The organism is Acinetobacter lwoffii (assembly GCF_024129595.1).
Lineage (GTDB): Bacteria > Pseudomonadota > Gammaproteobacteria > Pseudomonadales > Moraxellaceae > Acinetobacter > Acinetobacter lwoffii_O.
In genome coordinates, this window is record NZ_JAMXXS010000008.1 from 1 (window position 1) to 26,547 (window position 26,547).

A 26,547-nucleotide genomic window follows, 5' to 3' on the forward strand; every position below is an offset into this window, starting at 1 on the left:
ATCCTGGTCGTTAAAGTGTTTGTTTGCACTCATATTTTAACTGTTAGGACTCAGGTTTTTTTATTTAAAGCAAACTATGGGACAGCAGTGCCCAGTTGGGTGCTTTTTTAATTTGTCATGCTTATTTTTTCGGAGCAGGAACAGAAGCCTCGGTAGTAATGTTCACTGTAATTTTATCGCCCACATTTGGAACATAACCGCCTACCCCAAAGGCTGAACGGTTAAATGAAGTGGTTGCATTGAAACCAATCGTTTGTAATTTGGTCATTGGGTGCACGCCTTGTTTATTTAAAACTGCGTCCAGTACCACAGGTTTAGTGACATCTTTTACGGTTAAGTTACCGGTGATTTTGTATTTGTTTTTGCCTAGAGCCTGAACTTTAGTACTTTTAAAAGTGATATTCGGATATTTGGCAGCATCAAAAAATTCTGCTGTCTTAATATGGTCATCCAGCGCTTTCACATTCGTATTAATGCTTGCAACCGGGATATTCACATTGACCGAAGAATTCGCAGGTTTTGCATTATCAACATTAATGGTACCCTGGATGTCACTGAAGTTTGCAGATGGTGTAGAGAAACCAAAGTGGCTCCAAGAGAAAACAGTTGCTGAATGAGTCGGGTCAATCGTATAGGCCACTGGTTTTGCCATAGAAACTGTTGCTACAGATGCGACCGCCAAGCCTAATGCTAATGTTTTGAAATTCATGTTTTTATCTCACGTTTTGGATGTTATTAAGTGTATAGAATCTGGAACCGTTTACAGCCCTAAAGATAAAACGTTTTGTTGCAGTGATGAAACGATAAAATTGTAAGTTATTTTTTTAATTTTTGAGCTTTAATCCATACGGTACTGGATGAATCCAGTTTTCTTGGCGACTTTGTTATACAACGCTTGTGCCTGATGATTTGATTCCTGAGTCAGCCAGTAAACCCGGTCGCAATTACGCTGCTGTGCAACCTGATAGACATGTTGAATCAACTTACGCGCCACACTCTTTCCCCGATAGTCAGGATGGGTAAATAGATCCTGCAAATAGGCATAAGGTCTTACTGTCCAGCTACTATTATGTTCGATAACATGCACAATCCCCACGACCTTTCCATCCATCAGCGCCGCAAAACCGTACATTGAATCTAATTCATAATTGGTTAATTTATCCCAGGTATTTTCACTTACCTCTTCAGAAATTTGCGTCTGATAAAAGCGTTGATAGTCTTGCCATAAAAATAGCCATTCTGCCTGTGATATTTGCTCTAAAGATTTGATCTGGATCTGGATCTGGGGCTGTATATTCATGTTTAACCGCTTCTTTGGCTTATTTCTTTAATTTAAGTCATTTCGATAGTAGTCGCTGAATTTTTATAGCGGCCTAAACTTAGCTTTATCTCATCTGGTGCTCATAAGCAACCTGTCAGATGAAAATCATCCGGCATAAAAAAAGCCCCAATCAGGGACTTTTCATGCTTTATGTTTAAAGTTTTTCAACCAGAATACGATCAACCTGTTTTAGGCCAGTCGTCTTTTCATGATTTTTACGACGCACTTTAATGACCTTTTCTTCGGCTAATTCTTGCAGCATTAAATCAACTGCAACCATCGCTTCAAGAGCTAACTCCTGTCCGATCCACTTGAGTTCGCCTGCATCCATTAAAATAATTTCATCGTTAATTTGTTCATACAAGCTCATGTTCATCTCACTCTTTCATTTCGACTCTGGGAGAACTTTCTAACGATTGCCACATGAAAACAACGCTAAAAAGCGAAAAAATAAAAGACGCCCCAAAAATGGAGCGTCTTTTAAAAAACTGCTTAATCAGTTGATTATGCAGTAATCTCTTTTATAGCTGCTACAACTGCTTCAGTAGTAATACCGAAGAACTGGAACAGATCTTTTGCAGGTGCAGATTCGCCATACGTTGTCATACCGATGACGCGACCATCAAGACCCACAAATTTCCACCAGTAATCAACATGTGCAGCCTCAACAGCAACACGTGCACGAATATTCGATGGAAGAACCGCTTCACGATAAGCTGCATCTTGCTTCATGAATTCTTCAGCACATGGCATAGACACGATACGCACGCCTTCAAGCTGTGCATAAGCTTCCATTGCCAGAGATACTTCAGAACCAGTTGCAATGATGATGGCTTTCAATTCGCCTTTTTCTTCAGCCAATACATAGCCACCTTTCGCAGCGTTCTCAATTTGAGCTTGAGTACGGGTTTGGAATGGCAAGTTCTGACGAGAGAAGATCAATGCGGTTGGACCTTCAGCACGCGTTAATGCAGATTTCCAAGAAATTGCTGCTTCAACGGTGTCACATGGGCGCCATGTATTCAGGTTTGGTGTACCACGAAGGGATGCGATCTGCTCAACAGGTTGATGCGTTGGGCCATCTTCACCCAGACCAATTGAGTCATGCGTATACACATGGATCACGCGCTGTTTCATTAATGCAGACATACGTACCGCATTACGTGCATATTCCATAAACATCAGGAATGTTGCTACATAAGGGATGAACCCGCCATGCAGTGCAACACCATTCGCGATTGCAGTCATACCGAATTCACGTACGCCATAGTGTACGTAGTTACCTGCCGGATTGTCCTGTACGCCTTGCGCGCCTTTCCAAAGGGTCAGGTTAGAACCTGCAAGATCCGCAGAACCACCTAGAACTTCTGGCAATAATGGAACAAGTGCTTGCAATGCATTTTGGCTGGCTTTACGCGTTGCAATTATTTCAGCTTTGGCATTCACTTCTGCAATATAGGCATCCGCTTTTGCAACGAAGTCAGCCGGTAATTCACCAGATAAACGACGTTTAAATTCAGCGGCTTCAGTTGGATATTTTGCAGCATAAGCAGCAAATGTTTCGTTCCAAGCTGCTTCTGATTCAGCACCTTTAGCTTTCGCATCCCAAGCTGCATAAACATCTTCAGGAATTACAAATGCTTCATCAGTCCAGCCTAGTGCTTCACGAGTCAAGACGATTTCATCATGACCGAGTGGTGCACCATGACTGTCTTCTTTACCTTGCTTGTTTGGTGAACCCAAACCAATCACGGTTTTACAGATAATGATGGTTGGTTTAGCAGTTTCAGCTTTCGCCTCAACAGTTGCCTGACGGATTGCATCTGCATCGTGGCCATCAACTTTAATCACTTGCCAGCCGTACGCCAAGAAGCGTTGTTCTGTATCGTCAGAGAACCAGCCTTCCACTTCGCCATCAATCGAGATGCCATTGTCATCATAGTAAGCAATCAGTTTGCCTAGACCCAATGTTCCTGCCAAAGAACATGCTTCGTGAGAAACACCTTCCATCAAACAGCCATCGCCAAGGAAGCAGTAAGTGAAGTGATCTACAACTTGGATGTCGTCTTTGTTAAATTGTGCAGCTAGGGTTTTTTCAGCCAGTGCAAAACCAACAGCATTCGCGATGCCTTGACCTAAAGGACCAGTCGTCGTTTCAATCCCTGGTGCATAACCCAATTCCGGGTGGCCAGGTGTTTTAGAATGAAGTTGACGGAATGCTTTAAGATCCTCAATCGAAAGATCGTAGCCCGTTAAATGAAGAAGCGCATATTGAAGCATAGAGCCATGGCCATTTGACAATACAAAACGGTCACGGTTTGCCCAATTCGGGTTGGTCGGGTTATGGTTCATGAATTCACGCCAAACCACATCAGCGATATCTGCCATCCCCATTGGAGCACCTGGATGTCCTGAGTTTGCTTTTTGCACAGCATCCATTGCCAATACACGAATTGCGTTTGCAATACGACGTTCATTAAGCGGGGTTGTCATAAATCAGAGTCCAAAATATTCAGAAATAGGAAATGATGAAAAGACTTTCAAAACTGCTGTCTATTGTCTTAAAAAAACAGCGAGGGGTAAAGACTAACCAACAATATTTATCAGTTTATTGAGTGTCTCTTGCCTTATCGTACAATTATTCCACATTTCTTCTGCGGCTTCGGTTCTCTGTGCTGATTTTCAAATTGAATTATCCCGCATTTCCTAGTTAACTTTATTGTCTGTATCTACAATTTAAGCAGATAGACAGGATTGAATTTATGCTGATTTTGTCTCTATTTCATAGGTCTCACATCATTATTTTTGAAGAAAATCTATACAATCCCCTGATCTATTCATAATGTAATTTGTATTAAATTTTATAAAATATTGGCAGGATTGTTTGATATACAGGTGAAACCTAATTCGCTTAGGCTAATTTCCAACCTCGGCAGACTTATTGTCCCTGACAGTCTTTAGGCAAATAGCGCTGTTGAATATCAGTGGAATAACATTTGTCACTATGAACATCAAAAGCGACTGATTTCCCGCGAATGGCCATATCGACTCCCTGCTCTCGTATCTTGAACTCTATCCGGCAAGCGGCATTAATAATGACTTTTTCGATATATTGACCATGCCCACCAATCTGGCGTCCGGCATCACAGTGCTGATCCGAAGCAATAAACTGGGTTCGATATGCTCCAGCCTGTTCAAACACTTCGGCCAATTGATTACGCACGACATAAGCTTGATAACTCATAAAAGCCATCGTCACTAAAATCGCGATAATGATGAGCACGATCAGCACTTCAATCAGGGTAAATGCCTTTTGATACATGATTTCTGATCTCCTTACAGTCTTGCTCCAAGAAGTCCATAGCAAAAGATGTCGCCATTCCTAACCAGCTAATGTGGAAGACTTAGCGCTAATATGAAGATATACCCGAACATCAACAAGACATTTGGTCGCAAGGCGCACAGCCTGAATCTGCTTTATTGATGTAATGATCACTTGCTTAAGTAAATTTTGAATTTTGAGCTTTGTATTTTTTCTATCGTCTATTTTTTTAAGATTTAATCGGAAATCTAAGCATTTAATTTTCTGACAGTCTGACGGATTAAAATATTGTTGCTTCATATTCCTCAATCAATAATGCTGTCTAAATAGACATATCAATTTTTTTAATTCTATTAATCAATTAAAAACACAATAATTTGAAACAATTTCGACCAATTTTGTCGTGTTAAGCTAGTCCTAGAGCGCAACTCGATGTAACATATCGGGTCTTTAAAATTAACTGTGATAGGACTATGCGCGAGTACGCTGTATTTACTTCGGAATCTGTAAGCGAAGGCCATCCAGATAAAATGGCTGACCAAATCAGTGACGCTATTTTGGATGCAATCTTAAAAGAAGACCCATATGCACGGGTTGCTTGTGAAACGCTTGTAAAAACAGGTGCGGTTGTACTTGCCGGTGAAATCACAACGACAGCAAATGTTGATTTTGAGGCAATTGTACGTCATACCGTAAACGGAATTGGTTATCACCATTCTGATCTTGGTTTTGATGGTTCAACCTGTGCCGTGATCAACATGATTGGTAAACAGTCACCTCAAATTGCTCAGGGTGTAGACCGCCAGAAACCTGAAGATCAGGGTGCCGGTGACCAAGGTTTAATGTTCGGTTATGCAAGCCGCGAAACTGATGTATTAATGCCTGCGCCGATTTCATATGCGCATCGCTTGATGGAAAAGCAGGCTGAATTACGTCGTAATGGCACCTTGCCATGGTTACGCCCAGATGCAAAAAGTCAGGTAACTTTTGCTTATGAAAATGGCGTACCAGTTCGTTTAGATGCAGTCGTTCTTTCAACTCAACATGATCCTGAAATCACTCAAGCAAACCTGAAAGAGGCTGTGATTGAAGAAATCGTGAAGAAAATCATTCCTGCTGACATGTTCCATGCAGACACCAAATTCCACATCAACCCAACGGGTATGTTTGTGATCGGTGGTCCTGTAGGTGACTGTGGTTTGACTGGCCGTAAAATTATCGTAGATACCTACGGCGGTATGGCACGTCACGGCGGTGGTGCTTTCTCTGGTAAAGATCCATCTAAAGTTGACCGCTCTGCTGCGTATGCAGGTCGTTATGTGGCGAAAAACATCGTTGCTGCTGGCTTGGCTGACAAGTGTGAGATTCAGGTGTCTTATGCGATTGGTGTTGCTGAGCCAACTTCAATTTCAATCAATACATTCAATACTGCAAAAGTCTCTGAAGAATTGATTATTGCACTGGTTCGTGAACATTTCGACTTACGTCCATATGGCATTACCCGTATGCTTGACCTGATCCAGCCAATGTATAAGCAAACTGCTGCTTATGGTCACTTCGGTCGTGAAGGTTCAGATACTGCATTTACTTGGGAAAAAACTGACAAAGTGGAAGCGCTTAAAGCCTCTGCTGGTCTATAAGTTTTTCTTAAAAAAAGCCTGCATCATGCGGGCTTTTTTATGTCTTTCATTTCTTCATTTTTAGAATTATCTCTGGCTCATGATGCCAAATATCTAAATACCAAACTTCATACTATAATCTGCATGTCGAATGATAGTTTTGAAGCTCCCCTCTCTGTGAATATCACTATTCCATGAAACTTTAAACAACTTCCGACTGTGCCATTACAGTATAAGTATCGAAAAAAGTTACAGTTAATCAACAAATGTTGATCTATTTGCTAGCATAAATCTAAACAAATGGCTGCTAAATTAGATTGCAGCTCTACAACAACAAAAGGATATTACTCGATGAATAAATTACTGATTGCTTTAGGTTTGGCGACCACTGTTGCCTTAGTCGGCTGTAGTAAAGAAGAAGCGCCTGAAACCGGCGCAACCACAGGTGAGCATTTAGAAAATGCAGCCAATCAAGCCGGTCATGATATGGAAGATGCCAGCCGTGAGGCTGCGGTAGAAACCGAACGAGCAATGGATAATGCCGCAGAAAATACTGCTCAGGCAGCGGACGAAGCAGCTGCTGCAACGTCTAGAGCAGCAGATGCCACTGCGGAAGCAGCACGTAAAGCAACTGCAGCAACAGCTGCGGCAGTTGAGGAAGGTGCCGGAGAAGTTCGGGAAAAAGCTGAAAACTGATTTTAGGATTCAGCTTGATGTTTAAAAGCCTGCGATTGCAGGCTTTTTTATCAGAGATGATTTTAAATATCGAATTATCTAAATTGAAATTGCATTATTTCTTGATGGGATCAATTTTTTATCTAAATGATTCGATAAAATCAAATAAATTGATAAAACTTATCAAGTATTAGAATGACTTAATTGTGATTGAATCGGCAAAACGGGCTGCATTTAAACTGAAATTCAGTAGAATACCAGCCTTTATTTTTAAAATTTAATCTCCCATGTCAGTCATTGTTGCTGCTTCCCAACGGTCGAATATTTCGGTCTGGGCAGCTTTTATTTTGCTTATCATAGGTACAATCGGTGCCTATCAAATCGTAGGCTTAAATCAGGCCCTATTATTTTTGGTTGGTGGTGCACTGGGCATGACCCTGTACCATGCTTCATTTGGTTTTACTTCGAGCTGGCGTGTCTTTATCAAGGAACGTCGCGGCCGTGGTTTACGTGCGCAGATGATTATGCTGGCGCTGGCAGTTTTACTGTTCTTCCCCGCTTTAGGTGCAGGTGAATTGTTCGGCAACCCAGTCAAAGGCAATGTTAACCCTGTTTCCATGTCAGTCATGATTGGTGCCTTTATTTTCGGTATCGGTATGCAGCTCGGTGGCGGTTGTGCATCAGGTACCCTGTATACCGTAGGTGGCGGTAGTGCACGTATGCTGGTGACGCTCTTGTTCTTCTGTATCGGGTCTGTGATTGCGACCTCCCACCTTGACTGGTGGTTTGCCCTGCCACATCTTGAGCCTATTTCACTGGTAGAAAGTTTAGGCGTCCTCCCTGGATTGCTGTTGAGCTTTATCGTTTTTGCCATCATTGCTGCGGCGACTGTTTATTTTGAAAAGAAACGTCATGGTAGCCTGGAAATTGAGCCACGCAGTGAATATCAGGGCTGGAAGCGCTTTGTTCGTGGTCCATGGCCTCTGATTTGGGGCGGTATTATTCTGACCTTGCTCAACTTTGCCACTTTGGCACTGGCAGGTCGTCCTTGGGGCGTGACCTCTGCGCTGGCAGTTTGGGGTGCCAAAGGTGCAAGTCTTGTAGGTATAGACGTTGCATCATGGGATTATTGGCAACAGGCGGGTAATGCAAAAGCGCTGGCCAACTCACTCTGGTATGACATTACCTCCATGATGAACTTCGGCATTATGCTAGGTGCTTTGTTGGCGGCGAGTTTGGCAGGTAAATTTGCGCCGAATTTCAATATTCCAAAACGTTCACTGATTGCTGCTGTTGTAGGTGGCATAATGCTGGGCTACGGCGCACGCTTAGCTTATGGTTGTAATATCGGTGCATATTTCAGTGGAATTGCGTCGGGTAGTCTGCATGGCTGGTTATGGCTGGTCTTCGCTTTTATTGGTAACGGGATCGGGGTAAAACTTCGTCCGATTTTCTTCTCGGATGAAAAACCGCAGTCTGAAAAACTGACCGGTTGCTAATGCTTAAAATCAAAAAAGCCCATCTGTGATGGGCTTTTTTCTGGCTTTAGGATTTACAGCGCAGCTTTTAAATTACAGCCATAACCCATGGTCTGCTGAACCTGACGATAAGTCGTATAACGATCCAGAATAAAGGTATAAAAATGATCAGCATCAGAGAAATTAGCTTTTAAATTTTCATTCTTGGCATTGGGCAATTTAATGTCATCGACCAGTTCCAGATTGTAATGTCCCAAACGGAACATATCGGCAAAATAACTATTCATCATATCGCAATAGGCGATTTTACTAGGTTTTAATGCGGTACTGCTAACGAGATGCTGGTTCAAGCTTTGCAGATTATTGACATCTAAAGGAAACTGGTGTGCGAAAGCAATGCTTTCGACTTTCTTAAATTTCTGAAAGTCTTGGGCTAACTGGACATTGAGTGCATCAAAACGTTGCTGCAGTTCCTGTGCGGTCTGAACCTGATATTTGGCTGGATCTACGACCGGTTTTTGTGGTTGTTCCGAACATGCAGTTAATCCAGTGAGCAGCGCTAATGACGTTAGCCATACCTTCATGTTTATACACTCAATTTAAATATACCAATGCTTATTATGCCTGAAAGCAGCTTGATGTACTGTTTAAAGTAATTTCTCATTCATATAACGCCAGTAGCGCTTTGGCACATATTGAATATGCAATTTCATGTTCTTGCGCGCCTGAATATTCACACTGTTGAAATAATCTTTCCAGAGCTGATCGTATAGCAGCTCTTGATCATCCAGTTCAATACTGAATGACTGACTATGACCAATCCGGATTTGTGGATCGATTATTTCCACGTTCATCTCGACCTGATGCATTTGCCTTAAATTATAATAAATACCGTAATTACGCTGCTCATCATAAATCAGCCAGCTTTGATCCTGATAACGCTCCTGAAAATGTCGGGAAATAATCGGCAAGACATTAAAGTCCGGTCTGACCAGACTTAGAAACAAGCCATCTTTGGCTTTTTTAAAGCGCACGAAAGCCTCCATGCGATGCTTTTCCCGTCCCACTTGCTTGGCCCATTGCGACATGCCGATCACCGCAGCATGACCATAATCTTTATCGACTGGACGCTGGTTTTGAAAGACATAGACTGCAAAATCAAAAAGAGTCTGGAACGCTGCTTCCTGCTCTGACAAAAAGGTATAGTAAAAAGCACGCAAACTGCTGGAAGATACTTTCTGCTTTAATCCCTGCCACACCCGCTGCCCATGCTGATCATTAGAGGCCACATGGATAAATTCATCAAATAAACCTGTTTGTACTTGAGGATTGGCCGTCACTATCACGTTAAATTCTTTAAACTCGAAAGCACGAAATACACAACTGAGCAGACCCGTCATGCTGCCATCAAAACAGTAACTTGCCACTAGAAACCAAATCCTAATTGAGGTGAAAGTTGCTGCTGATATTTGGATTGCCCTGACATCAAAATTTGCTGACGGATCTGATGGGATTTCTGATCTTTCCTAAATTTTGGTGTATCCGCACAGCGGATAAAATGCTGCGCCCGGTTATAAGCCACGCCCATGCGTTTTAGCTGGTCAATATGAATCTGTCCAAAACGCCGGGCCTGTACAATTTTCTGGGCAGAACGCACCCCTATGCCAGGTACCCGTAGAATCATTTTATAGTCGGCACGGTTAATATCGAGCGGAAAGGCTTCAGGATGACGCAAGGCCCAACTGAGTTTGGGATCAATCTCCAGCTCCAGATTCGGATGCTGCTCATCGACAATTTCATCAGCAGCAAAGCCATAAAAACGCATTAGCCAGTCGGATTGATACAGACGATTTTCTCTTAATAATGGTGGTGCTGAGCCGATGGCGGGTAAGGCTTTCTCTTCAGGGTTAATCGGAATATAACCAGAGAAATACACCCGTTTCAGCTTGAATTCCTTATAATGCTGATCAGCCATCAAAATAATGTCCTGATCGGTTTCACTATGCGCGCCCACCACCATCTGTGTGGTTTGTCCGGCAGGTACAAACTTGGGGACTGACTTAATCAGCTTGCGTTCATCTTTGAGCTGGATCAACCGGTCACGTACAATGCCCAAGTCTTTTTGTACTTCAGCATGGGTTTTCTCAGGCGCAAATTTTTGCAGTCCCGCTTCCGTTGGCATTTCCAGATTAATACTCATACGGTCGACATACAGCCCAGATTCGGTAATGATCTCCTGTGATGCACCCGGAATAGTTTTCAGATGGATATAGCCATTAAAGTTTTCTTCGAGTCTAAGTTTTTTGACCACCTGTAGCATCCGTTCCATGGTGTGATCGGCCGATTTAAAAATTCCCGAACTGAGAAACAGCCCCTCAATATAATTACGCCGATAAAAATTCATGGTCAGATCGACGACTTCCTGCACGGTAAATGCTGCACGCTGGACGTCATTGGAACGGCGCGAAACACAATAGGAACAGTCAAAAATACAGACATTAGAGAATAGAATTTTCAATAAGGACACACAGCGGCCATCTTCGGTATAACTATGACAGATACCATTCCCGGTATTGCCCACACCCTTGTCTTTATTTTTACGGTTGCTACCACTAGATGAACAAGACACATCATACTTGGCAGCATCGGCTAAAATTTGCAGTTTTTCACGGATACGATCAGACATGAGCTCAGAGAATATGTGACCAAAAGGCTATTATAAGGTGTTCAATTCTAGGCTAATAAAAGTTCTATCTTTTTGGCGACGTAGCGTGTCGCAAGAAATGTAAATAACACGTAACCCATGCTGCAGTATTTCAAAATAAAATAACCAATATGATTTGCTTAATTTTGTGCTCAAAGGCAAAGTAAAAGTATAACAAGGAGCAAATCTATGTCTTTATTAGAAAATCTCGGAATTAAACACCCTATTTTCTTGGCACCGATGGCAGGTGTCTCTACACCTGAGCTTGCTGCCGAAGTGTCAAATCAGGGCGGCTTGGGCTCACTGGGTCTGGGGGCCAGCAGTATTGAGGCTGCACGACAACAGATTTTAAAGACTCAGGAACTGACAGATTGCCCTTTTCAGGTCAATTTTTTCTGTCATGACACTGTTCCTGTAGATGAGGCTGTAGCGCAGGCATGGATTGCACAGTTTAAAGATAAATTTGCCGAATATGGCGCTCAGGCACCAGATCATTTGGAGTGTATTTATCCGAGTTTTAAAGACAATGATGACTTTCTGAATCTGATATTAGAAATCAAACCGCGAGCAGTCAGCTTTCATTTTGGGATTCCACATCCGCATCAGATTCAAGCCCTAAAACAGGCCGGGATTCTGACCATGGTATCTGCCACTAATTATGCCGAAGCTAAAGCCATTGAAGCAGCCGGAATTGATATCATTATTGCGCAGGGTATTGAGGCTGGTGGCCATCGCGGGATTTTCTCGACCAAGTTTGATGCTTCAGTCAAAACCTCCAATCTGGTGAAGCTGATCAAACAGCATTCTTCCTTGCCGATTGTAGCGGCAGGCGGGATTATGACGGGTGAGCAAGCGCGTCAAATGATGGATTTCGGTGCAGATGCCGTGCAACTTGGGACTGCATTTGTGCAGTGTAAATCTTCTAATGCCAATGATGCCTATCGTAAAGCCTTATTTTCCAAGCCACTCACTCAGGTGAGTGCCAGTATTTCCGGTCGTCCTGCACGCGGCATCATTAACCACTGGCATATTGAAGTGGATACACCCGATCGGCTGGATGTTCCGGCTTATCCATATACTTATGATCTGGCCAAGCAATTACATGCTGCTGCTGCCAAACATGGGGATCAAGGTTATGGTGCATTCTGGGCAGGTTCGAACGTGGCACAGATTCGTGAAATGGAAGCTTCCGATCTGATTAACCAGCTCGTACTGGAAATGAAGCATCTTTAATTATTGAATCATAAAAAAACCTCTCACATGGAGAGGTTTTTAATTTATCTAGAATTAGCGTGTGACACGATGCCAGGCATCTTTAACTGCAAATTTAGCTTCTTCCCAGTTGAGGCGGGACTCACCTTTTAACTGTTCCCATTTGGTACGCAGTTCAGGTTCAGCACGATCAAAATCCGTATCATGCTCATACATTGGACGGTTTTCATAACCGACTCGATAAGCACCGCGATAATCACGATCATAATCTAGATCGCCATATGTGCTACGCGTTTCATTGAAATACGGGCGATTATGATACTCATCTCTCCAGTAATTATCTTCTGCACTCAAATGATCTGGATGTCGATAATTATTTGCCTCAGGCAAGTTCTCTGGATGCTGGTAATTATCTGTCTGCTTCCCATGATCAGACGTTGCAATGTCATTACCTGCAATACCGCCAACAACACCACCGATAATACCACCCACCACTGCACCTGGAGGGCCACCTACCAGACCTGCAACTGCGCCTACCGCAGCTCCACCCAAAGTACCGGCACTGGTCGCAGTCAGATTATCTTCACCTTCATTCATGTCTGGAACACGAGGATTATCTTTCACGGGTGTATTCAAATCTGGACGCGCATTGGTATCAGTCGGATTGATATTCAGGCCTTCACTGCGTTCTTGTGGCAATTCCGTTGACGTTTTATGGCTAAACTCTGTGACTGGACGATTGGTATTTGTCATTACAGATCTCCCTCAATGATGACGATAAACAAGATGGATCACATCTGGTTTATATCTGGATAGGTTCATCATAGAGGAAGCTTGAGTAAGCAATGTCCAAGTCCTGTCCAGTTTAAGTGAACAAACTGTGCTGCTATGTATTAGACAGGCTGAAGTGTAAACAGAATGCAAAAATCCGCCTGCTCAAGATAAAAAAGGTAGGGATTTCATGCAAAAAATATTACATGATTCGCTGAATTTTGCCCGTCATTACTTGGTTTCCAGTAAATTCACCTGCTCGACCTGTACATCATTCATGGTTAAACCATGTTCTAGCAGTGCATTAAAATAATCTTCTACCACACGATACTGGTCAGCGGTATTTTCTACCTGATACATGCTTTGACGAAACTCGTTACTGGAACGCAGTCCTTTGGTGTACCAGGCAATATGTTTACGGGAAATCCGGCAACCGGAATACTCGCCATAGAACTCGTATAATTCTGTCAAATGTCCCAATAGAACATCTTTAACTTCCGCAATACTCGGGGCATCCAAGTGTTGACCGGTTTTTAAATAATGGGCAATTTCACGAAAAATCCAGGGCCGACCTTGGGCTGCACGACCAATCATAATTGCGTCCGCACCGGTATAATCCAGCACATATTTGGCTTTTTCCGGACTGTCGATATCACCGTTGGCAATCACGGGAATATTCAACATTTCCTTTACGTCTTTGATTAAAGAATAACGTGCGGTATTCAGGTACATGTCTTCACGGGTACGGCCATGTAAAGCCAGTGCCGCAATCCCGGCTTGTTCAGCACGTTTGGCGACCCGCATAATATTTTCCTGACCATTCAAATAACCAAGACGGGTTTTTAAGGTCACTGGCACATCAACTGCAGCCACGACTGCATCCAGAATGCGTGCAACTAGATCTTCATCCTGCAATAAAGCAGAACCGGCAAGCCGGTTACAGACCTTTTTGGCTGGGCAGCCCATATTAATATCAACAATTTGTGCACCATTGGCCACCTGATAACGTGCCGCTTCAGCCAAATCATGCGGGTCTGAACCGGCAATCTGCGCTGAAATCGGGGCCAACTCTCCATCAAAATTGGCACGATATAAGCTTTTTTTACTCATGCGCAAAGTTTTGTCAGACGTCATCATTTCACTGACCGCATGGCCTGCACCAAAGTATTTGCACAAGGTTCTAAACGGACGGTCGGTCACACCTGCCATGGGAGCGACAATCAAATTGTTTGACAGTTGATATGGACCAATATACATATAAATTCATCACTTTTTTGATGGGCATAGTATACTGCATCTGCCTTATTCGCTCATCTTTTCAATTAATTTACGACACCATGAATAAAACTTTCGCTTCTTGTTTTTCTTTTAAGTCATTGTCTGTACTTGTACTTTCTCTGGGTCTTGCCGGTTGTGGCAATGGTTCATGGTGGTCAAAAGATGATGAACCGACACTTGAAGTTGAACATATTCGCAAAGCTATTCCAAACCGTGTCAACCAACGTGAGTCTTGGGCACAAGATATTTATGACATTACCGAACAGCTCGGCATTCCTCAGACCAAGGAAAATGTTTGTACGATTGTGGCAGTGGTTGATCAGGAATCTAACTTTGTTGCAGATCCTACTGTTCCGGGTTTGGGTGAAAAGGCGGTTAAGGAAGTCCAAGGCCGCCTTGATGAAAAATTCAAAGATAAGCTTGGTCAAGCAATTGGTGGCACAGTTGCAGGATATTTCCAGGAAGTTCTCAAGAACCATCCGAGTCCTGAAGACAACTACTTAAGCCAGATGCGCCGGGTCAAAACCGAACGTGAACTCGACGAATTATATCGTGAAATATTTGATTATATGTCAAAGCATTATCATGTTAGCGCCCTGACTGGTGCTGCCAAACTGGTCGGTCAGAATATTGGCGAGAAAATGAATCCAATTACCACCTTGGGTTCAATGCAAGTACATATCAGCTATGCGAAAGAACATAAACGCCAAGGCGGCAATATCGCAGAGTTACGTACCGATCTCTACAGTCAATATGGCGGTCTGTATTATGGGATTCATCGCCTGATGATGTATCCGGCGGATTATGACAAGCCAATTTATCGTTTTGCGGACTATAACTCGGGCATGTATTCCAGTCGAAATGCCGCTTTTCAGAGCATGTTAAATGATTTAACTGAAGCCGAACTTGATCTGGATGGCGACTTATTGCTCTATACTAAAGATGGCGCGATCCGTTCGCAGAAGAGTCAATCTGAGCGTGAGTTAATCAGTGTTTTTGCCAAAAATAATTTTATTATCACTGAACGTCAAATCCGAGCTGATTTAAAGAAAGAAAAAGATAAAGACTTTGAAGATACGATGACTTATCGTGGTGTCAGCAAGCTTTATCAGGAAAAAACGGGTAAAGATCCTATCTATGCCATTATGCCTGAAGTGGTCATTTCCGGACCAAAATTAAGTCGTGATTATAATACTAACTGGTTTGCTACCCGCGTCGATGGTCGATATCAAACATGCATGCGCAAAATCAAAAATCTAAAACTCTAGCCTTATTTGATTTTGATGGAACCCTGTATCTACATGATAGCTTTACCGGGTTCATTTTCCATGCCTTAAGAAAACGGCATATTGTGAAACGCGGCATGCAAATTTTGCCATGGATACAGGCCTATTATTTAAATTTCTATCCGGCACACCGCATGCGACCCAAATTGTATGCCAGCATGTTTAAAAACAGTGATGCAGAGGAAATTCTGCAATTAGCTCAGGATTATGCACAACAACTAATATTCAAGTTGAATCCGAAATTATTAGAACAACTTAAACAGCATCAACAATTAGGACATGAAGTCGTGCTGGTATCAGCCTCATTGGATTTGTATCTTAAACCGGTGTGCAGTTATTTAAATATCGATTTAATCTGTAGCGAAGTTGAAATCAAAGCTGGGAAATTGACAGGGTTTTATCAAACTCCTGACTGTAGTAACACACAAAAGAAAATTAGAATTCTAGAAAAATATAATCTGGATAATTATGCTGAAATTTATGCTTATGGGAATAGCAAGGAAGATATAGAAATGCTCAGTCTGGCGCAGCAAAGCTATTTTGAGGGTCAAGATCAACAGCTTCCAAAAATTAATATTTCAGCTCATTCGATGCCATATTAGTCCTTTCCATTCTATAGGGTTAACCAACTAAACGCGTTTAAACAACGCTATAAATGACAGATTAACTTTTTTTACTTTATGCCTTGAAATCATCTTAAATAGCTTCGCAATCAGGGCTTTTACTTTCTGTAAGTATTAGCCTCCCAAATAAAAAAAACCACTTCATTTGAAGTGGTTTTTTAGCTTTAAGAAAAATTACTTCTTAAACGGAAACGCATATTTCACAATACGTTTGATTACGCTGCCATACTGTTTAACCAAGCTAGCATTGTTATAGTTCAAACCATATTTTTCACAAACCGCCTGAACCTTTGGCGCCATTTGACGATAGCGACGTGCAGGTACATCAGGATACAGATGATGTTCAATCTGATGACTTAAATGACCCGTCAAGATATGAAACGCTTCAGAACCAGTCAGGTTTGATGAACCACGGATCTGACGCATATACCAGTGACCACGACTTTCATTTTGCAGTACCGATTTCGGGAATACTTCTACATCTTTGGTAAAGTGGCCACAGAAAATAATACTAAAGGTCCAGATATTACGCAGACCATTGGCCACCATATTGCCGGTCAAAACAGGTAAAGCCGCAGGACCTGCGATGAGTGGGAAGAATACATAATCTTTAAACAGCTGTTTACCGATTTTGCTCTGCATTGGACGCCATTCTTCTTTGGTCTGCTCTTTGCTTTTACGGCCTTTGAAGTATTTACCCAATTCAAGATTCTGAATCGCAACACCCCACTGGAACAATAAACAGAATGGCACTGCATAAATTGGTTGTAGTAAATAACCCGGTTTCCAGCGCTGTTCCGGGAACAGGCGTAATAAGCCATAACCGATATCATCATCCATACCTTTAATATTGGTATAGGTATGATGCTTAAAGTTATGAGTTTGACGCCAGTTGTCTGAAGTCCCTACGATATCCCATTCATAGGTCTGACCATTGAGTTTAGGATCATTCATCCAGTCATACTGACCATGCATGACATTATGACCCAGTTCCATATTTTCCATAATTTTGGCAAAGCCTAATAAGCCTGTACCCAATAACCAGGCTGGCGGGAACCAGCCTGCAAACAGCAAAGCACGACCGGCAATCGATGAATAGCGAATGGTTGAATAGACACGACGGATATATTTGGCGTCTTTTTCACCCAGATCATCTAGCACTTCTTGTTTAATTGCATCAAGTTCACGTGCAAGTTCATCAAGTTCAAACTGGGTTAATTCACGGTTTTTAGGATTTTTAAAATACTGTAATTTTACTGGCATATTCATAGGATAAAACTCGCTTATAAGTCGATGACAAGGTCAGTCTGCGCTGAGTTAATACAAATTTTGAGCAGGTTACCGGGTTCGGTATTTTGCGCACCGTTGACCAAATTCTTGGTCGAACCTTCTACTTTATTGCAGGCACATTTATTACAAATGCCCATACGGCAACCATGGGTCGGTTTAATATTTTGCTGTTCCAGACTCACCAGAATGGACTGGCCTTTTGGAATGCTGACAATTTTTTTCGACTGGGTCAGGGTGACATTAATAAAGCCGGTATCCGATTGATCCGCCAAGCTCATGCTAAATGCTTCACCTTTAAACTGTTTTGCCTGAGCAAAAAGCTGTTCTGCTTTAGATACAAAACCTGAAGGGCCACAGCAATATACGATGCTATTTTCCAGATTTTGCAGATCGGTCAGATAGGTTTCATCAAGACGTGCAGCAGCTGGCTGTTCTTGAGTGGCATACACATGAAATGAGAAATTTGCATGTTTTTGAGCAAGTTCTTCAAACCGTGCTTTAAATGCGGCATCCTGATCTTTTTTAACCCAGTACCAGAGAGTAACCGGTGCAGATAGTTCACCTTTTTTGCTCAAGCTTTCCAGCATACTGAGCATTGGGGTAATACCACTCCCTGCTGCAAGCAAGATCAATGGACTCGTCTGCACAGGCAAGGTCATATCACCATAAGGCTGACCAAATTCGATCACATCACCCACTTGTGCCTGTTCTGCAAACCAGGTACTGACTTTACCGGCATTGACTTTTTTCACGGTCAATAAAACATGTTGCGCATCTACACGGGTCAAACTATAGCTACGTTCATAACGGATGCCGTTTACCACCACATAGACCGGATGATGCTGCCCTGCTTCACCAAACTTAAATAAGCGATTCACTTGAATTTTCAGACTCAGCATATCCTGTGCTGCATTTTCTATATGCACGATCTTGCCTAATGGCTGATTCAACGACCATACAGGATTGAGTTTCTGAATCCAGAAATTAATCGCATGCTGATCGATTACACTGTCAGACAGTGCATTCAACGGCGTTTTAAGTTTTTGGAGTACATGCATCGTTTGCGACATCACCTTGGGTTTTTAATTATTATACACATGTATATATATTTGTATATACAACTGTATTGTTTCTAATCATTTCACAAGCTTGACTGGCTCGGTTATAATAAAATGATTCATGCATGAACCTATTGATGAACGAGCCTTCAATGAAAATAAGCAGTGACGCATCTTTATTACAATCGAAAAGCATTGATGAGCCGATTATCGTACGGAGTGTCGGTCGCAAGGCCACCATTACCAAGGAAGAACTGTTTCAGGCTGCGTTGAATCTGATTGGGCCACAAAAAAGTATTTCCTCTTTAAGTCTGCGTGAAGTCGCGCGTGAAGCCGGTATTGCACCGAACAGCTTCTATCGTCATTTTAAAGACATTGATGAACTGGCCATTGAGCTGATTGATCGTGCCGGGATTGTATTGCGTCAGATTTTGCATGAAGCACGTCTGCAAGCTTCTCGCCAGAACAGCATTATCCGCAGTTCTGTAGAAGTCTTTATTGCCCAGCTGGATGCCGATGAAGGCAATCTGAGCCTGTTATTACGTGAAGGCTATACTGGCTCCAAGTCTTATAAACAGGCGGTAGAACGCCAGTTAAATTATTTTCAGCAAGAACTTCAGGAAGATTTAATTCGTCTGGAACGCCTAAACAATAAGAAGTTATTTCATCCCGATATTGCAGCCAAAGCCATTACCCAACTGGTCTTCAACATGGGTGCTAATGTGATTGATATGCCTGCCGAAGACCGCAAAGAAATTGCCGAACAGACCATGATCATGATCCGGATGATCCTTGAAGGTGCACGTCATCTGGAAGATTCTCAGCTGCGCTAATTTTCCGATTTGCATGAACTAGTATAAAAAGAGACGTAATCAGCGTCTCTTTTTTATGATGATTACAAAAGTGCGAGTTGAGCTTTGACTGCCTTTGCAGTGGCTTCCGGATACTCAAGCGGGAACATATGCCCGCCCTCGACCACAGAATAATTAATCCGATAAATCTTGTGCATCCCTTGTGGCAACCCCTGCTGATAAAACTGGCTTTGCTCTGCAGTCATCAGATGCATCGGCACTTCAGGCGGTCGGCGTGGCGTTCTCCACCACCAGGCTGGCACAGTCCGGAAGATTTCCGCTTCTATCTGTTTTGGAATAGTTAACGTCACCCCACCACGTTCAGGTTCTGGCTGAATGCCGCTCTCGATATAATCAGCAAAACACTGCTCATCGAAATTTTTAAATAAGCGGTTAAACCGGAGTGCTTCAATTGCGACCTGTTTCGATGGCCAATAATCTTTGCGTTTTAGCGTAATTCCTGCGGGTGTATAACGATCGACACTTTTTAGATTCAGCTTTTTAATCAGTTCGAACATGGCGCTGTTTTTTCCAATCACAAACGGTGGATCCATAATGACCAGTTTGGAAAACAGTTCGGGACGTCGATACGCCGCCATAAGGGTCACCAGACCACCAAAGGAATGCCCTAAACCAATCACCTGTTGCTGAGGAAACTGCTGCTCGATATCTGCAATAACTTCATCGACCAGATAGCGCCAGTCTCGCGTAATTGGATATTGCTGATTCATGCCGATCAAAGGAATCGCTTTGACCTCATAATCTTGCTGAAAACAATGCAAAAACTTTTGATAAGTTGCCGAAGGGATACCATTGGCATGAGTAAAATGTAGGGCTTGCTTCATTATTTTTAAACGCAGCGCGTATTCATCCTGAAATCATCGAATGAGCTTACTGATCTATTCTTTCATTCGGCAGTGCAAAAATGCTCAAAGCATGACCTCAAAGTCATTTCTCTGTACTTCTTCAGAATTTAAAGTCTATTTCTGCGATACAGTCAAATGTTGCATCGGTAGAAAAATCGCGCCGCAACTGGCCTTATCCCCCGCGATTACCACTGCCCGTCCTTTGACAGTAATAGACAAATTGCTGGAAATTGCGGTGACCATGGTCTGGCATTTGGGACAATAATGCTTCATGCCATTTAAATGTACGGCGATACCATTGATCAAAAAAGAGGGTTCACATTCAGTTACCATGCCGCCATGACTGGTCTTTGTACCAAGGGTAATTAATGCTTTTGACATGCTTTGTCATTCTTATTATTCAGTAGGCTAATTTTAAACAGGAGGAAAATGACAGACCAGCATTCTCCGACAAAAAATAATAAACTCGGATTTTGCCCATAAAAAAAGCAGCCCGAAAGCTGCATTTTTTTATTGCGTAAAACTTAAGGCTTGACCACGACCATCACCTGAATCGCTTCCGGTGTTACCGATAGACCATCCAACAGGCTTAGACCCTCTTTCTGCAACTTCTGTAAACGTGCAATTTCATCTTCACGGATACTTGGGTTGAACTGTTTCAGATAGGTCAGACGATCAATTTCATATTGCCATTTATTGCCATACACTTCTTTGGCTTGCTGCTTGAAGCCCGGCAATGTACTGCGTGCCAGTTCAAGTGCCTGTTGATAACGTGCTTCAATCACATCACGACGTGCTTTCACCACCTGACGGCAGCTATTACCATCTAAATGATGCAGGTACGGCTTCAGGATTTCTGGTGCAATCTTCTGGGATAGATCCTGACCTTTTTCACTAAGCAAGACACGGATCAACTGTTGCGGCAAGCTAGACGGCAAGTTCAATGCTTTCGGTGCGACGACATCAACCTTGAACCATACTTCTAACAATACCGAACCTTGTGGCAATGCTGCAGATTTTAATACCGCAACGTTGGTGCTACCAAAGCCTTGGGTATTGATCATTTCCATCACACTTTCAGTGAATGGATGTTCTAGAGTCAAGTATTGCGCATCTTCACGAATTTGTGCTTGATCACGATAGAAAGTCACTGTAATCCCTTCTTCATCCAGCGTCAAACCTTGAACCTGCATTTGATCGGTTGGCTTGATGATCACTGTACCGTTACTTTGCTCATCAAAGTCGATATTCGTAGACGCCATAAAGCGCTTCATGAAAATCGGCAAAGTGGTATTGTCATCATAGTCTTCAAGCGCGTTGACAATTTCCTGTGCCACCACCGGACGACAAGAGTTGTACTCAAGCAAACGGTCACGACCTTCCTGCAATTCAGCTTCCAGCGCTTCACGTTGCACGCTGACTTCTTCTAGCAGGTCTTCAAACTCTTGACCTTTGTCTGCCAATAGACAGTCTTTCAAGCGAACAATAAAGTTTTCTTGCAAGGTTTGTGCAGTTGGAGAAATATTGCTGAAGATATTCAGCGCTTCGTTATACCAGCGGAACATACGTTCTTGTGCAGTTCCCACCAGATAAGGCACATGAATCTGAATGCGGTTTTCCTGACCGATACGATCCAGACGACCAATACGCTGTTCCAACACGTCCGGGTTCGCAGGTAGGTCAAACAGAATCAGATCAGAGGCAAACTGGAAGTTACGTCCTTCTGAACCGATTTCCGAACAAAGAAGAATCTGCGCGCCATACGAATCTTCAGCAAAATAAGCTGCGGCCTGGTCACGTTCTAACAAGCTCATGCCTTCATGGAACATCGCCGTACGAATACCGGCATGTAAACGCAGTACATTTTCCAACGCCTCAACCACTGGCCCGCTACGCGCAATCAGTAAGACTTTCTTGTGTTTTAAATCGGTACGCAAACGCTCCATCAGCCACATCACGCGTGGATCGGCTTCCATCCACGAGCCATCTAGCTGAGCTTCTTCAGGCCACATTTGCTCACGTAATTTACCATCTTTAGACCAGTGTTCTGGTGCTGGCAATGGCGCTGGCTGACAGTCACGACCCGGGAAACCTTGAATCGCTTCACGCGTATTACGGAACAGGATACGGCCTGTACCATGACGGTCTAAAAGTTCATGAATGGCACGGAAACGCTGTTCAGGATGATCTTCAATCGGATGACCTAACAAGGCCTCAATCGCAGTAAGATGCTCAGCTTCTAGCGGCATGTCTGACATCAACACTTCTGCAATTTTAGCCGTATGCTGATATTGCGCTTCTTCATCGAGGAAACGATCCAGCGAGTTAAAACGCTGCGGATCAAGCAAACGTAGGCGTGCAAAGTGACTTTCTACACCGAGCTGTTCAGGTGTCGCTGTCAATAACAACACGCCCGGCGTATGTTCAGCCAGTTCTTCAACCAGATCATAACGGTCATTACCGCCATCTTCTTCGCTCCACATCAAATGATGCGCTTCATCAACTACCAGCAAGTCGAAACCTGCTTCAAGTGCCTGTTCACGAAGATCTTCATGGTCGACCATCAAATCGACAGAGGCAATAATTTTTTGTTCGGTCAGGAATGGGTTCTGTTCAGGGTCATGTTCTTTGATCGACGCAGTACGGGTCAAGTCAAATAGCGAGAACTCAAGATTGAAACGACGGCGCATCTCGATCATCCACTGATATTGCAGTGAATCTGGTACTAAAATCAGAATACGTTCAGAACGGCCAGTTTTCAGCTGTTGATGGATGATCAGACCCGCTTCGATGGTTTTGCCCAGACCAACTTCATCGGCCAGTAATACACGCGGTGCAAAACGCTGACCGACTTCATGTGCAATATACAATTGATGCGGAATCAGGCCGACACGTGAACCTACCAAACCACGCAGTGGACTGCTTTGCATATTGGCCTGCATCAGCAGCGCTTCAATACGCAGGTCATACCATTCTTTATAATCAACCTGACTGGCCAATAAACGGTCTAGAGGCTTAGACAGCTGGATGGTCGCACCAATACGAGTTTCATTCAGCGATTTACGTTCTTCAGTTCCATCTTCCAGAGTACGAACAACATGATAACGCACCACGCCATTGCGGTCTTCAACGGATTCTACAATCCACTTGGTCCCTTCCTGATCCTGTAATTCATCTTTCACATTAAATACGATACGAGATAAGGGTGCATTGCTGCGTGCATAGACGCGGGTTTCATCGCTTTTCGGGAATAAAATGCTGACCGACCGCTCATCAACATCAATAAGAACGCCTAAACCGAGTTCTGTTTCAGTATCTGATAACCAACGTTGACCAATAGCAAATTGCTGCAATTTTTCCACCTTTATCTTAAGTACAAGATTATGAATATTAGGCTCAATCACGAAACGTCATTGGAGCAAAATTTCACACCTTCAAGCAATGTATTTTGACATAAAGCCCACTAAAAAGTGAGCATAATTCACGCCGATTAAAGAAGTATTTCCTAGAACGGCGCCGGACAATAAAATTCGACCAACTGCTCTGTTTGAGGATGACAAAAACTCAAACGTTCCGCGTGTAAACATAGACGTGAGCTGAGCTGTTGCTGTTCGGATGTCGCATATAAGGTATCGCCAATAATCGGATGTCCGAGATATTGCATATGCACCCGTAGCTGATGTGAACGGCCGGTAATTGGGATCAGTTTCACCCGGGTCACAGGCTGTCCCTGAATATTAAAATGTTCAATCGCCTGCCAATGCGTGATGGCCGGCTTATTATGTGCGGGATCTGCGATATGTAAGGGGGGACGGCTTGGATCATACACGACTGGCACTTCAATAGTACCTTCACCTTCGAGTGTACCGGCAACCACAGCCTGATAGGTTTTATCGGTCTGGCGCTCCTGAAACTGACGGGAAATGGTTTTTTGTCCCCATTTGCTCAGACCAAAGGCCAAAATGCCGGATGTATCACGATCCAGTCGATGAATCAGTAAAGTTTTGGGTTCTAGTTTGACCAGACGGTTGATCAGGCAATCTTGTAAGTCTTCTGTTTTACCGGGAACTGTGAGTAAACCTGCAGGTTTGTGGATGACCATGAAATCATCATCACGATGTATCAGATGTTCGGTTAGAAAATTACTCAAAGTTCAATCCCAGGCTGATCGCGAAAAACAAGGCGGCAATGATAGAAAGCTTAGCTCATAATTACAATGCGCATTTGTGTAAATGGTGATGAAATTTCCGATTTAGCTCATAAAAATGCTCAATCGCAGCGCATCAACCTGAGGATTTTAAAATGAAGCTTGTCAATTCGTGCAAAGACGGATGCTTTAGCACATCTTCATAACGTACATTCGCGCCATGTGCACGCCATATACCGATCAGACTCACCATCGTTACCGAATCCAGACCATAATTTTTTAAGTCGACATAGGGATCAATTTCCAAAGCATCCATATCCAGCTGTTCTGCGACAGCCAACATAATGCCTTTGGCCGACAATACATATTCGGAAGATGCGCTTAAATCCCATAAGCGGGTCAGGCTATAGGTATTTAAGTGATGTATCCCCTGTGCTGAAATATTTTCGATCCATTGAATATGCTGATCTTGATTCGCCAATAAAATCACATCATCGACCACACCGATTTGATCCGTCACACTCATCAGATGCGGCAAAATCTGTTTCAGCATCGGTGTAACCTGCCCGGCAAAAATCAGTTGCGGATGCATTGAGGCATATTCTCCCAATTGCTGCATGCCTTGCATCAGGTCATCACCATATAGATCAACAATGGGAATATCCAGTGCTTTGGCTTTATTGGTTACTTGGATCAAATTTGCCATCAGTGAACTGTCTTGTATCCCCTGCTGCATACGCAAGTTTTGCAATCCGACTAAAACCAAAACGGATTTAGAGGATGACAATTGCCATTTGGCTTGGGATGGAGCAAGTTGGATTTTTTTAGGGATGGGGTACAGCATGGGAGGCTCTTATAAATACAAAATAGCATGATGATTCATGCTATTTTAGTTTAGCATCGATTTGAAAAACACTTTGATTTCACAGAGGTTTATTGTTCTAATTTCGTATCATCGCCATTATGTTAAATGGCTTTAATTTTGCTTAGCCCTATATTCATTAAATGCTAGAAGCATTCCCTCTTTTTGTTCTGCGGAGGCATCTGGAAATGAATAAAATCTTTCATAATCTTTTCTAAATTGGCTGCTTTCAATTCTTTTAGCTAAGTCATCAATAAAACCTTTTCCTTGAGTCTGATATTGCTGAATCGTTTGTTTATCTAGGCAGATAGTTTTCGCCCAAGAAACTGCACTCATATTTATACAAACATTGAGGTATATATTTTCGCTATCCTCATATAGTTCCCAAAAATAAGGCTCTATTTCTATAAGTTGCATTTCACTAGTATTTCCAAACTTTTAATTATTTCTAAAATTAACATAATACACGTTATACGAAATTCTTTTGATTTCCTTTTTAAATTATAACTTTATTGTATATAGACAAGCCCACTCATTAGCGATTGGGCTTTTTAGTTGATATTTCACGTTCCACGCTTCATTTTGGTACAACTTTGAATGATTTTATTAAATTAAGCTGATCAATTTCTATTTTGGATTAGCTTTGCTTAGCCAAAAATTTCTCAATGGCTACCTGTGCAATCTCCGCATCTTCAAACGACTTCACACCCGACACACCCATCGCACCGACGAGCTGGCCTTGATACAGAATCGGTTCACCACCTTCCAACATTCCTGAGAAAGTTTCCATGGTCAGAAAACCCATCTGTCCGCCTTTGATAATATCCTCAAACAGTTTGGAGGGATGGCGACTCATAGCTGAACATTTAGCCTTTTCGACGGCCAGATTTGCAGTCATCGGTGCTGCACCATCCATACGCTTCATCGCAAGCAAATTACCCGTTTCATCTACGACTGCAATACTGACATTAAAACTGTTCTGAATGGCATATTGATGGGCTTGATCTAATAAAAATTCCGCATCGCTTAAAGTCAAATAATGTTTGGTTTGCATGAAAATGATCTCTAATTTTAAATGTAATTCCCCCTAAGCCTGAGCCATATATAGCGCAAGAATACTGGAGGAAGTCTTTAAATTTTCATTTCTATTCGATAGATGAAAGCCCTCTCCTTAAAGGAGAGGG

General features: G+C 42.8%; 26 protein-coding genes. 7 read left to right on the top strand and 19 right to left on the bottom strand.

Annotation, left to right across the window (positions count from 1 at the left end; translation table 11 throughout):
- Positions 1 to 121 precede the first annotated feature (121 nt).
- The 5 genes from NI466_RS05800 to NI466_RS05820 all read right to left on the bottom strand — a co-directional run bounded on the left by NI466_RS05800 (position 122) and on the right by NI466_RS05820 (position 4,643).
- A complete protein-coding gene (locus tag NI466_RS05800; protein ID WP_004646669.1) occupies positions 122 to 709 on the bottom strand; it encodes a YceI family protein in 588 nt (195 codons plus the stop codon).
- A 129-nt stretch (positions 710 to 838) separates the two neighbouring features.
- Positions 839 to 1,300 (bottom strand): GNAT family N-acetyltransferase, encoded by a 462-nt coding sequence (locus NI466_RS05805; protein ID WP_253173033.1) that lies wholly within the window; start codon positions 1,298 to 1,300, stop codon positions 839 to 841.
- A gap of 175 nt (positions 1,301 to 1,475) precedes the next feature.
- Positions 1,476 to 1,691, bottom strand: a complete 216-nt coding sequence (locus NI466_RS05810) for a hypothetical protein (protein ID WP_005246695.1) — start codon at positions 1,689 to 1,691, stop codon at positions 1,476 to 1,478.
- A 134-nt stretch (positions 1,692 to 1,825) separates the two neighbouring features.
- Entirely contained in the window at positions 1,826 to 3,814 is a 1,989-nt protein-coding gene (gene tkt / locus NI466_RS05815) for a transketolase (protein WP_253173035.1), read from the bottom strand.
- Positions 3,815 to 4,259: 445 nt separating this feature from the next.
- Entirely contained in the window at positions 4,260 to 4,643 is a 384-nt protein-coding gene (locus NI466_RS05820) for a prepilin-type N-terminal cleavage/methylation domain-containing protein (RefSeq protein WP_044109680.1), read from the bottom strand.
- 473 nt (positions 4,644 to 5,116) lie between these two features.
- Between NI466_RS05820 and metK the strand changes: the two genes are divergently transcribed.
- The 3 genes from metK (at position 5,117) to NI466_RS05835 (ending at position 8,436) form a co-directional block, all read left to right on the top strand.
- On the top strand, positions 5,117 to 6,283 hold the full coding sequence (metK, locus tag NI466_RS05825) for a methionine adenosyltransferase (RefSeq protein ID WP_219309599.1): 1,167 nt from the start codon (positions 5,117 to 5,119) through the stop codon (positions 6,281 to 6,283).
- A gap of 330 nt (positions 6,284 to 6,613) precedes the next feature.
- A complete protein-coding gene (locus NI466_RS05830) occupies positions 6,614 to 6,958 on the top strand; it encodes a hypothetical protein (RefSeq protein ID WP_005104359.1) in 345 nt (114 codons plus the stop codon).
- A gap of 266 nt (positions 6,959 to 7,224) precedes the next feature.
- On the top strand, positions 7,225 to 8,436 hold the full coding sequence (locus NI466_RS05835; RefSeq protein WP_253173037.1) for a YeeE/YedE family protein: 1,212 nt from the start codon (positions 7,225 to 7,227) through the stop codon (positions 8,434 to 8,436).
- Between the two features lie 53 nt (positions 8,437 to 8,489).
- On the opposite strand, the gene NI466_RS05840 is transcribed toward NI466_RS05835, so the two are convergent.
- From NI466_RS05840 to NI466_RS05850, 3 genes are all read right to left on the bottom strand, one after another.
- On the bottom strand, positions 8,490 to 8,999 hold the full coding sequence (locus tag NI466_RS05840; RefSeq protein WP_004646660.1) for a hypothetical protein: 510 nt from the start codon (positions 8,997 to 8,999) through the stop codon (positions 8,490 to 8,492).
- Between the two features lie 63 nt (positions 9,000 to 9,062).
- Complete coding sequence (locus NI466_RS05845; protein ID WP_253173039.1) at positions 9,063 to 9,842, bottom strand: TIGR03915 family putative DNA repair protein; 780 nt, start codon at positions 9,840 to 9,842, stop codon at positions 9,063 to 9,065.
- The gene (locus tag NI466_RS05850; RefSeq protein WP_253173040.1) at positions 9,842 to 11,101 is read right to left on the bottom strand and encodes a putative DNA modification/repair radical SAM protein; all 1,260 of its coding nucleotides are present in this window, start codon (positions 11,099 to 11,101) and stop codon (positions 9,842 to 9,844) included. Before NI466_RS05850 ends, NI466_RS05845 begins: the two co-directional genes overlap by 1 nt.
- Positions 11,102 to 11,308: 207 nt before the next feature.
- Between NI466_RS05850 and NI466_RS05855 the strand changes: the two genes are divergently transcribed.
- On the top strand, positions 11,309 to 12,352 hold the full coding sequence (locus NI466_RS05855; protein ID WP_253173042.1) for an NAD(P)H-dependent flavin oxidoreductase: 1,044 nt from the start codon (positions 11,309 to 11,311) through the stop codon (positions 12,350 to 12,352).
- A 54-nt stretch (positions 12,353 to 12,406) separates the two neighbouring features.
- Here NI466_RS05855 and NI466_RS05860 read toward each other — a convergent pair whose 3' ends face one another.
- Positions 12,407 to 13,084 carry a hypothetical protein gene (locus NI466_RS05860; RefSeq protein WP_253173044.1) on the bottom strand — a complete coding sequence of 226 codons (678 nt, stop codon included), beginning with the start codon at positions 13,082 to 13,084 and terminating at the stop codon, positions 12,407 to 12,409.
- Between the two features lie 249 nt (positions 13,085 to 13,333).
- Complete coding sequence (gene dusB, locus NI466_RS05865; protein ID WP_195724855.1) at positions 13,334 to 14,359, bottom strand: tRNA dihydrouridine synthase DusB; 1,026 nt, start codon at positions 14,357 to 14,359, stop codon at positions 13,334 to 13,336.
- An 80-nt stretch (positions 14,360 to 14,439) separates the two neighbouring features.
- Between dusB and NI466_RS05870 the strand changes: the two genes are divergently transcribed.
- Together NI466_RS05870 and NI466_RS05875 are read left to right on the top strand one after the other, a co-directional pair.
- Complete coding sequence (locus NI466_RS05870; RefSeq protein ID WP_004646653.1) at positions 14,440 to 15,648, top strand: DUF1615 family protein; 1,209 nt, start codon at positions 14,440 to 14,442, stop codon at positions 15,646 to 15,648.
- Positions 15,615 to 16,268 (top strand): HAD-IB family hydrolase, encoded by a 654-nt coding sequence (locus tag NI466_RS05875; RefSeq protein ID WP_004729896.1) that lies wholly within the window; start codon positions 15,615 to 15,617, stop codon positions 16,266 to 16,268. Before NI466_RS05870 ends, NI466_RS05875 begins: the two co-directional genes overlap by 34 nt.
- Before the next feature lie 195 nt (positions 16,269 to 16,463).
- On the opposite strand, the gene NI466_RS05880 is transcribed toward NI466_RS05875, so the two are convergent.
- Both NI466_RS05880 and NI466_RS05885 read right to left on the bottom strand, forming a co-directional pair.
- Complete coding sequence (locus NI466_RS05880) at positions 16,464 to 17,558, bottom strand: fatty acid desaturase family protein (RefSeq protein ID WP_004646650.1); 1,095 nt, start codon at positions 17,556 to 17,558, stop codon at positions 16,464 to 16,466.
- 14 nt (positions 17,559 to 17,572) lie between these two features.
- Positions 17,573 to 18,637 carry a flavin reductase family protein gene (locus NI466_RS05885; protein WP_253173115.1) on the bottom strand — a complete coding sequence of 355 codons (1,065 nt, stop codon included), beginning with the start codon at positions 18,635 to 18,637 and terminating at the stop codon, positions 17,573 to 17,575.
- 152 nt (positions 18,638 to 18,789) lie between these two features.
- Between NI466_RS05885 and fabR the strand changes: the two genes are divergently transcribed.
- Positions 18,790 to 19,470, top strand: coding sequence for an HTH-type transcriptional repressor FabR (gene fabR, locus NI466_RS05890; protein WP_004646648.1), 681 nt, complete (start codon positions 18,790 to 18,792; stop codon positions 19,468 to 19,470).
- Between the two features lie 62 nt (positions 19,471 to 19,532).
- Here the strand turns inward: fabR and NI466_RS05895 are convergent, their stop codons facing one another.
- From NI466_RS05895 to NI466_RS05925, 7 genes are all read right to left on the bottom strand, one after another.
- Entirely contained in the window at positions 19,533 to 20,333 is an 801-nt protein-coding gene (locus NI466_RS05895) for an alpha/beta fold hydrolase (protein WP_253173045.1), read from the bottom strand.
- A gap of 135 nt (positions 20,334 to 20,468) precedes the next feature.
- On the bottom strand, positions 20,469 to 20,735 hold the full coding sequence (locus tag NI466_RS05900; protein ID WP_247144211.1) for a PAAR domain-containing protein: 267 nt from the start codon (positions 20,733 to 20,735) through the stop codon (positions 20,469 to 20,471).
- A gap of 143 nt (positions 20,736 to 20,878) precedes the next feature.
- Positions 20,879 to 23,716: an RNA polymerase-associated protein RapA gene (gene rapA / locus NI466_RS05905; RefSeq protein ID WP_253173047.1), complete on the bottom strand. Its 2,838-nt coding sequence runs from the start codon at positions 23,714 to 23,716 to the stop codon at positions 20,879 to 20,881.
- 143 nt (positions 23,717 to 23,859) lie between these two features.
- Entirely contained in the window at positions 23,860 to 24,504 is a 645-nt protein-coding gene (locus NI466_RS05910) for an RluA family pseudouridine synthase (protein WP_253173049.1), read from the bottom strand.
- Between the two features lie 133 nt (positions 24,505 to 24,637).
- Positions 24,638 to 25,345, bottom strand: coding sequence for a phosphopantetheine-binding protein (locus tag NI466_RS05915; RefSeq protein WP_253173051.1), 708 nt, complete (start codon positions 25,343 to 25,345; stop codon positions 24,638 to 24,640).
- Between the two features lie 132 nt (positions 25,346 to 25,477).
- On the bottom strand, positions 25,478 to 25,780 hold the full coding sequence (locus NI466_RS05920) for a hypothetical protein (protein ID WP_004280001.1): 303 nt from the start codon (positions 25,778 to 25,780) through the stop codon (positions 25,478 to 25,480).
- A gap of 220 nt (positions 25,781 to 26,000) precedes the next feature.
- The gene (locus tag NI466_RS05925) at positions 26,001 to 26,417 is read right to left on the bottom strand and encodes a GlcG/HbpS family heme-binding protein (RefSeq protein ID WP_004280003.1); all 417 of its coding nucleotides are present in this window, start codon (positions 26,415 to 26,417) and stop codon (positions 26,001 to 26,003) included.
- Between the last annotated feature and the right edge of the window lie 130 nt (positions 26,418 to 26,547).

What these genes read in the sequence shown, in the direction of transcription:
- NI466_RS05800 (WP_004646669.1), bottom strand. Translation starts at nt 709, where the DNA reads ATGAATTTCAAAACATTAGCATTAGGCTTGGCGGTCGCATCTGTAGCA.
- NI466_RS05805 (WP_253173033.1), bottom strand. Translation starts at nt 1,300, where the DNA reads ATGAATATACAGCCCCAGATCCAGATCCAGATCAAATCTTTAGAGCAA.
- NI466_RS05810 (WP_005246695.1), bottom strand. Translation starts at nt 1,691, where the DNA reads ATGAGCTTGTATGAACAAATTAACGATGAAATTATTTTAATGGATGCA.
- tkt (WP_253173035.1), bottom strand. Translation starts at nt 3,814, where the DNA reads ATGACAACCCCGCTTAATGAACGTCGTATTGCAAACGCAATTCGTGTA.
- NI466_RS05820 (WP_044109680.1), bottom strand. Translation starts at nt 4,643, where the DNA reads ATGTATCAAAAGGCATTTACCCTGATTGAAGTGCTGATCGTGCTCATC.
- metK (WP_219309599.1), top strand. Translation starts at nt 5,117, where the DNA reads ATGCGCGAGTACGCTGTATTTACTTCGGAATCTGTAAGCGAAGGCCAT.
- NI466_RS05830 (WP_005104359.1), top strand. Translation starts at nt 6,614, where the DNA reads ATGAATAAATTACTGATTGCTTTAGGTTTGGCGACCACTGTTGCCTTA.
- NI466_RS05835 (WP_253173037.1), top strand. Translation starts at nt 7,225, where the DNA reads ATGTCAGTCATTGTTGCTGCTTCCCAACGGTCGAATATTTCGGTCTGG.
- NI466_RS05840 (WP_004646660.1), bottom strand. Translation starts at nt 8,999, where the DNA reads ATGAAGGTATGGCTAACGTCATTAGCGCTGCTCACTGGATTAACTGCA.
- NI466_RS05850 (WP_253173040.1), bottom strand. Translation starts at nt 11,101, where the DNA reads ATGTCTGATCGTATCCGTGAAAAACTGCAAATTTTAGCCGATGCTGCC.
- NI466_RS05855 (WP_253173042.1), top strand. Translation starts at nt 11,309, where the DNA reads ATGTCTTTATTAGAAAATCTCGGAATTAAACACCCTATTTTCTTGGCA.
- NI466_RS05860 (WP_253173044.1), bottom strand. Translation starts at nt 13,084, where the DNA reads ATGACAAATACCAATCGTCCAGTCACAGAGTTTAGCCATAAAACGTCA.
- dusB (WP_195724855.1), bottom strand. Translation starts at nt 14,359, where the DNA reads ATGTATATTGGTCCATATCAACTGTCAAACAATTTGATTGTCGCTCCC.
- NI466_RS05870 (WP_004646653.1), top strand. Translation starts at nt 14,440, where the DNA reads ATGAATAAAACTTTCGCTTCTTGTTTTTCTTTTAAGTCATTGTCTGTA.
- NI466_RS05875 (WP_004729896.1), top strand. Translation starts at nt 15,615, where the DNA reads ATGCATGCGCAAAATCAAAAATCTAAAACTCTAGCCTTATTTGATTTT.
- NI466_RS05880 (WP_004646650.1), bottom strand. Translation starts at nt 17,558, where the DNA reads ATGAATATGCCAGTAAAATTACAGTATTTTAAAAATCCTAAAAACCGT.
- NI466_RS05885 (WP_253173115.1), bottom strand. Translation starts at nt 18,637, where the DNA reads ATGCATGTACTCCAAAAACTTAAAACGCCGTTGAATGCACTGTCTGAC.
- fabR (WP_004646648.1), top strand. Translation starts at nt 18,790, where the DNA reads ATGAAAATAAGCAGTGACGCATCTTTATTACAATCGAAAAGCATTGAT.
- NI466_RS05895 (WP_253173045.1), bottom strand. Translation starts at nt 20,333, where the DNA reads ATGAAGCAAGCCCTACATTTTACTCATGCCAATGGTATCCCTTCGGCA.
- NI466_RS05900 (WP_247144211.1), bottom strand. Translation starts at nt 20,735, where the DNA reads ATGTCAAAAGCATTAATTACCCTTGGTACAAAGACCAGTCATGGCGGC.
- NI466_RS05915 (WP_253173051.1), bottom strand. Translation starts at nt 25,345, where the DNA reads ATGCTGTACCCCATCCCTAAAAAAATCCAACTTGCTCCATCCCAAGCC.
- NI466_RS05920 (WP_004280001.1), bottom strand. Translation starts at nt 25,780, where the DNA reads ATGCAACTTATAGAAATAGAGCCTTATTTTTGGGAACTATATGAGGAT.
- NI466_RS05925 (WP_004280003.1), bottom strand. Translation starts at nt 26,417, where the DNA reads ATGCAAACCAAACATTATTTGACTTTAAGCGATGCGGAATTTTTATTA.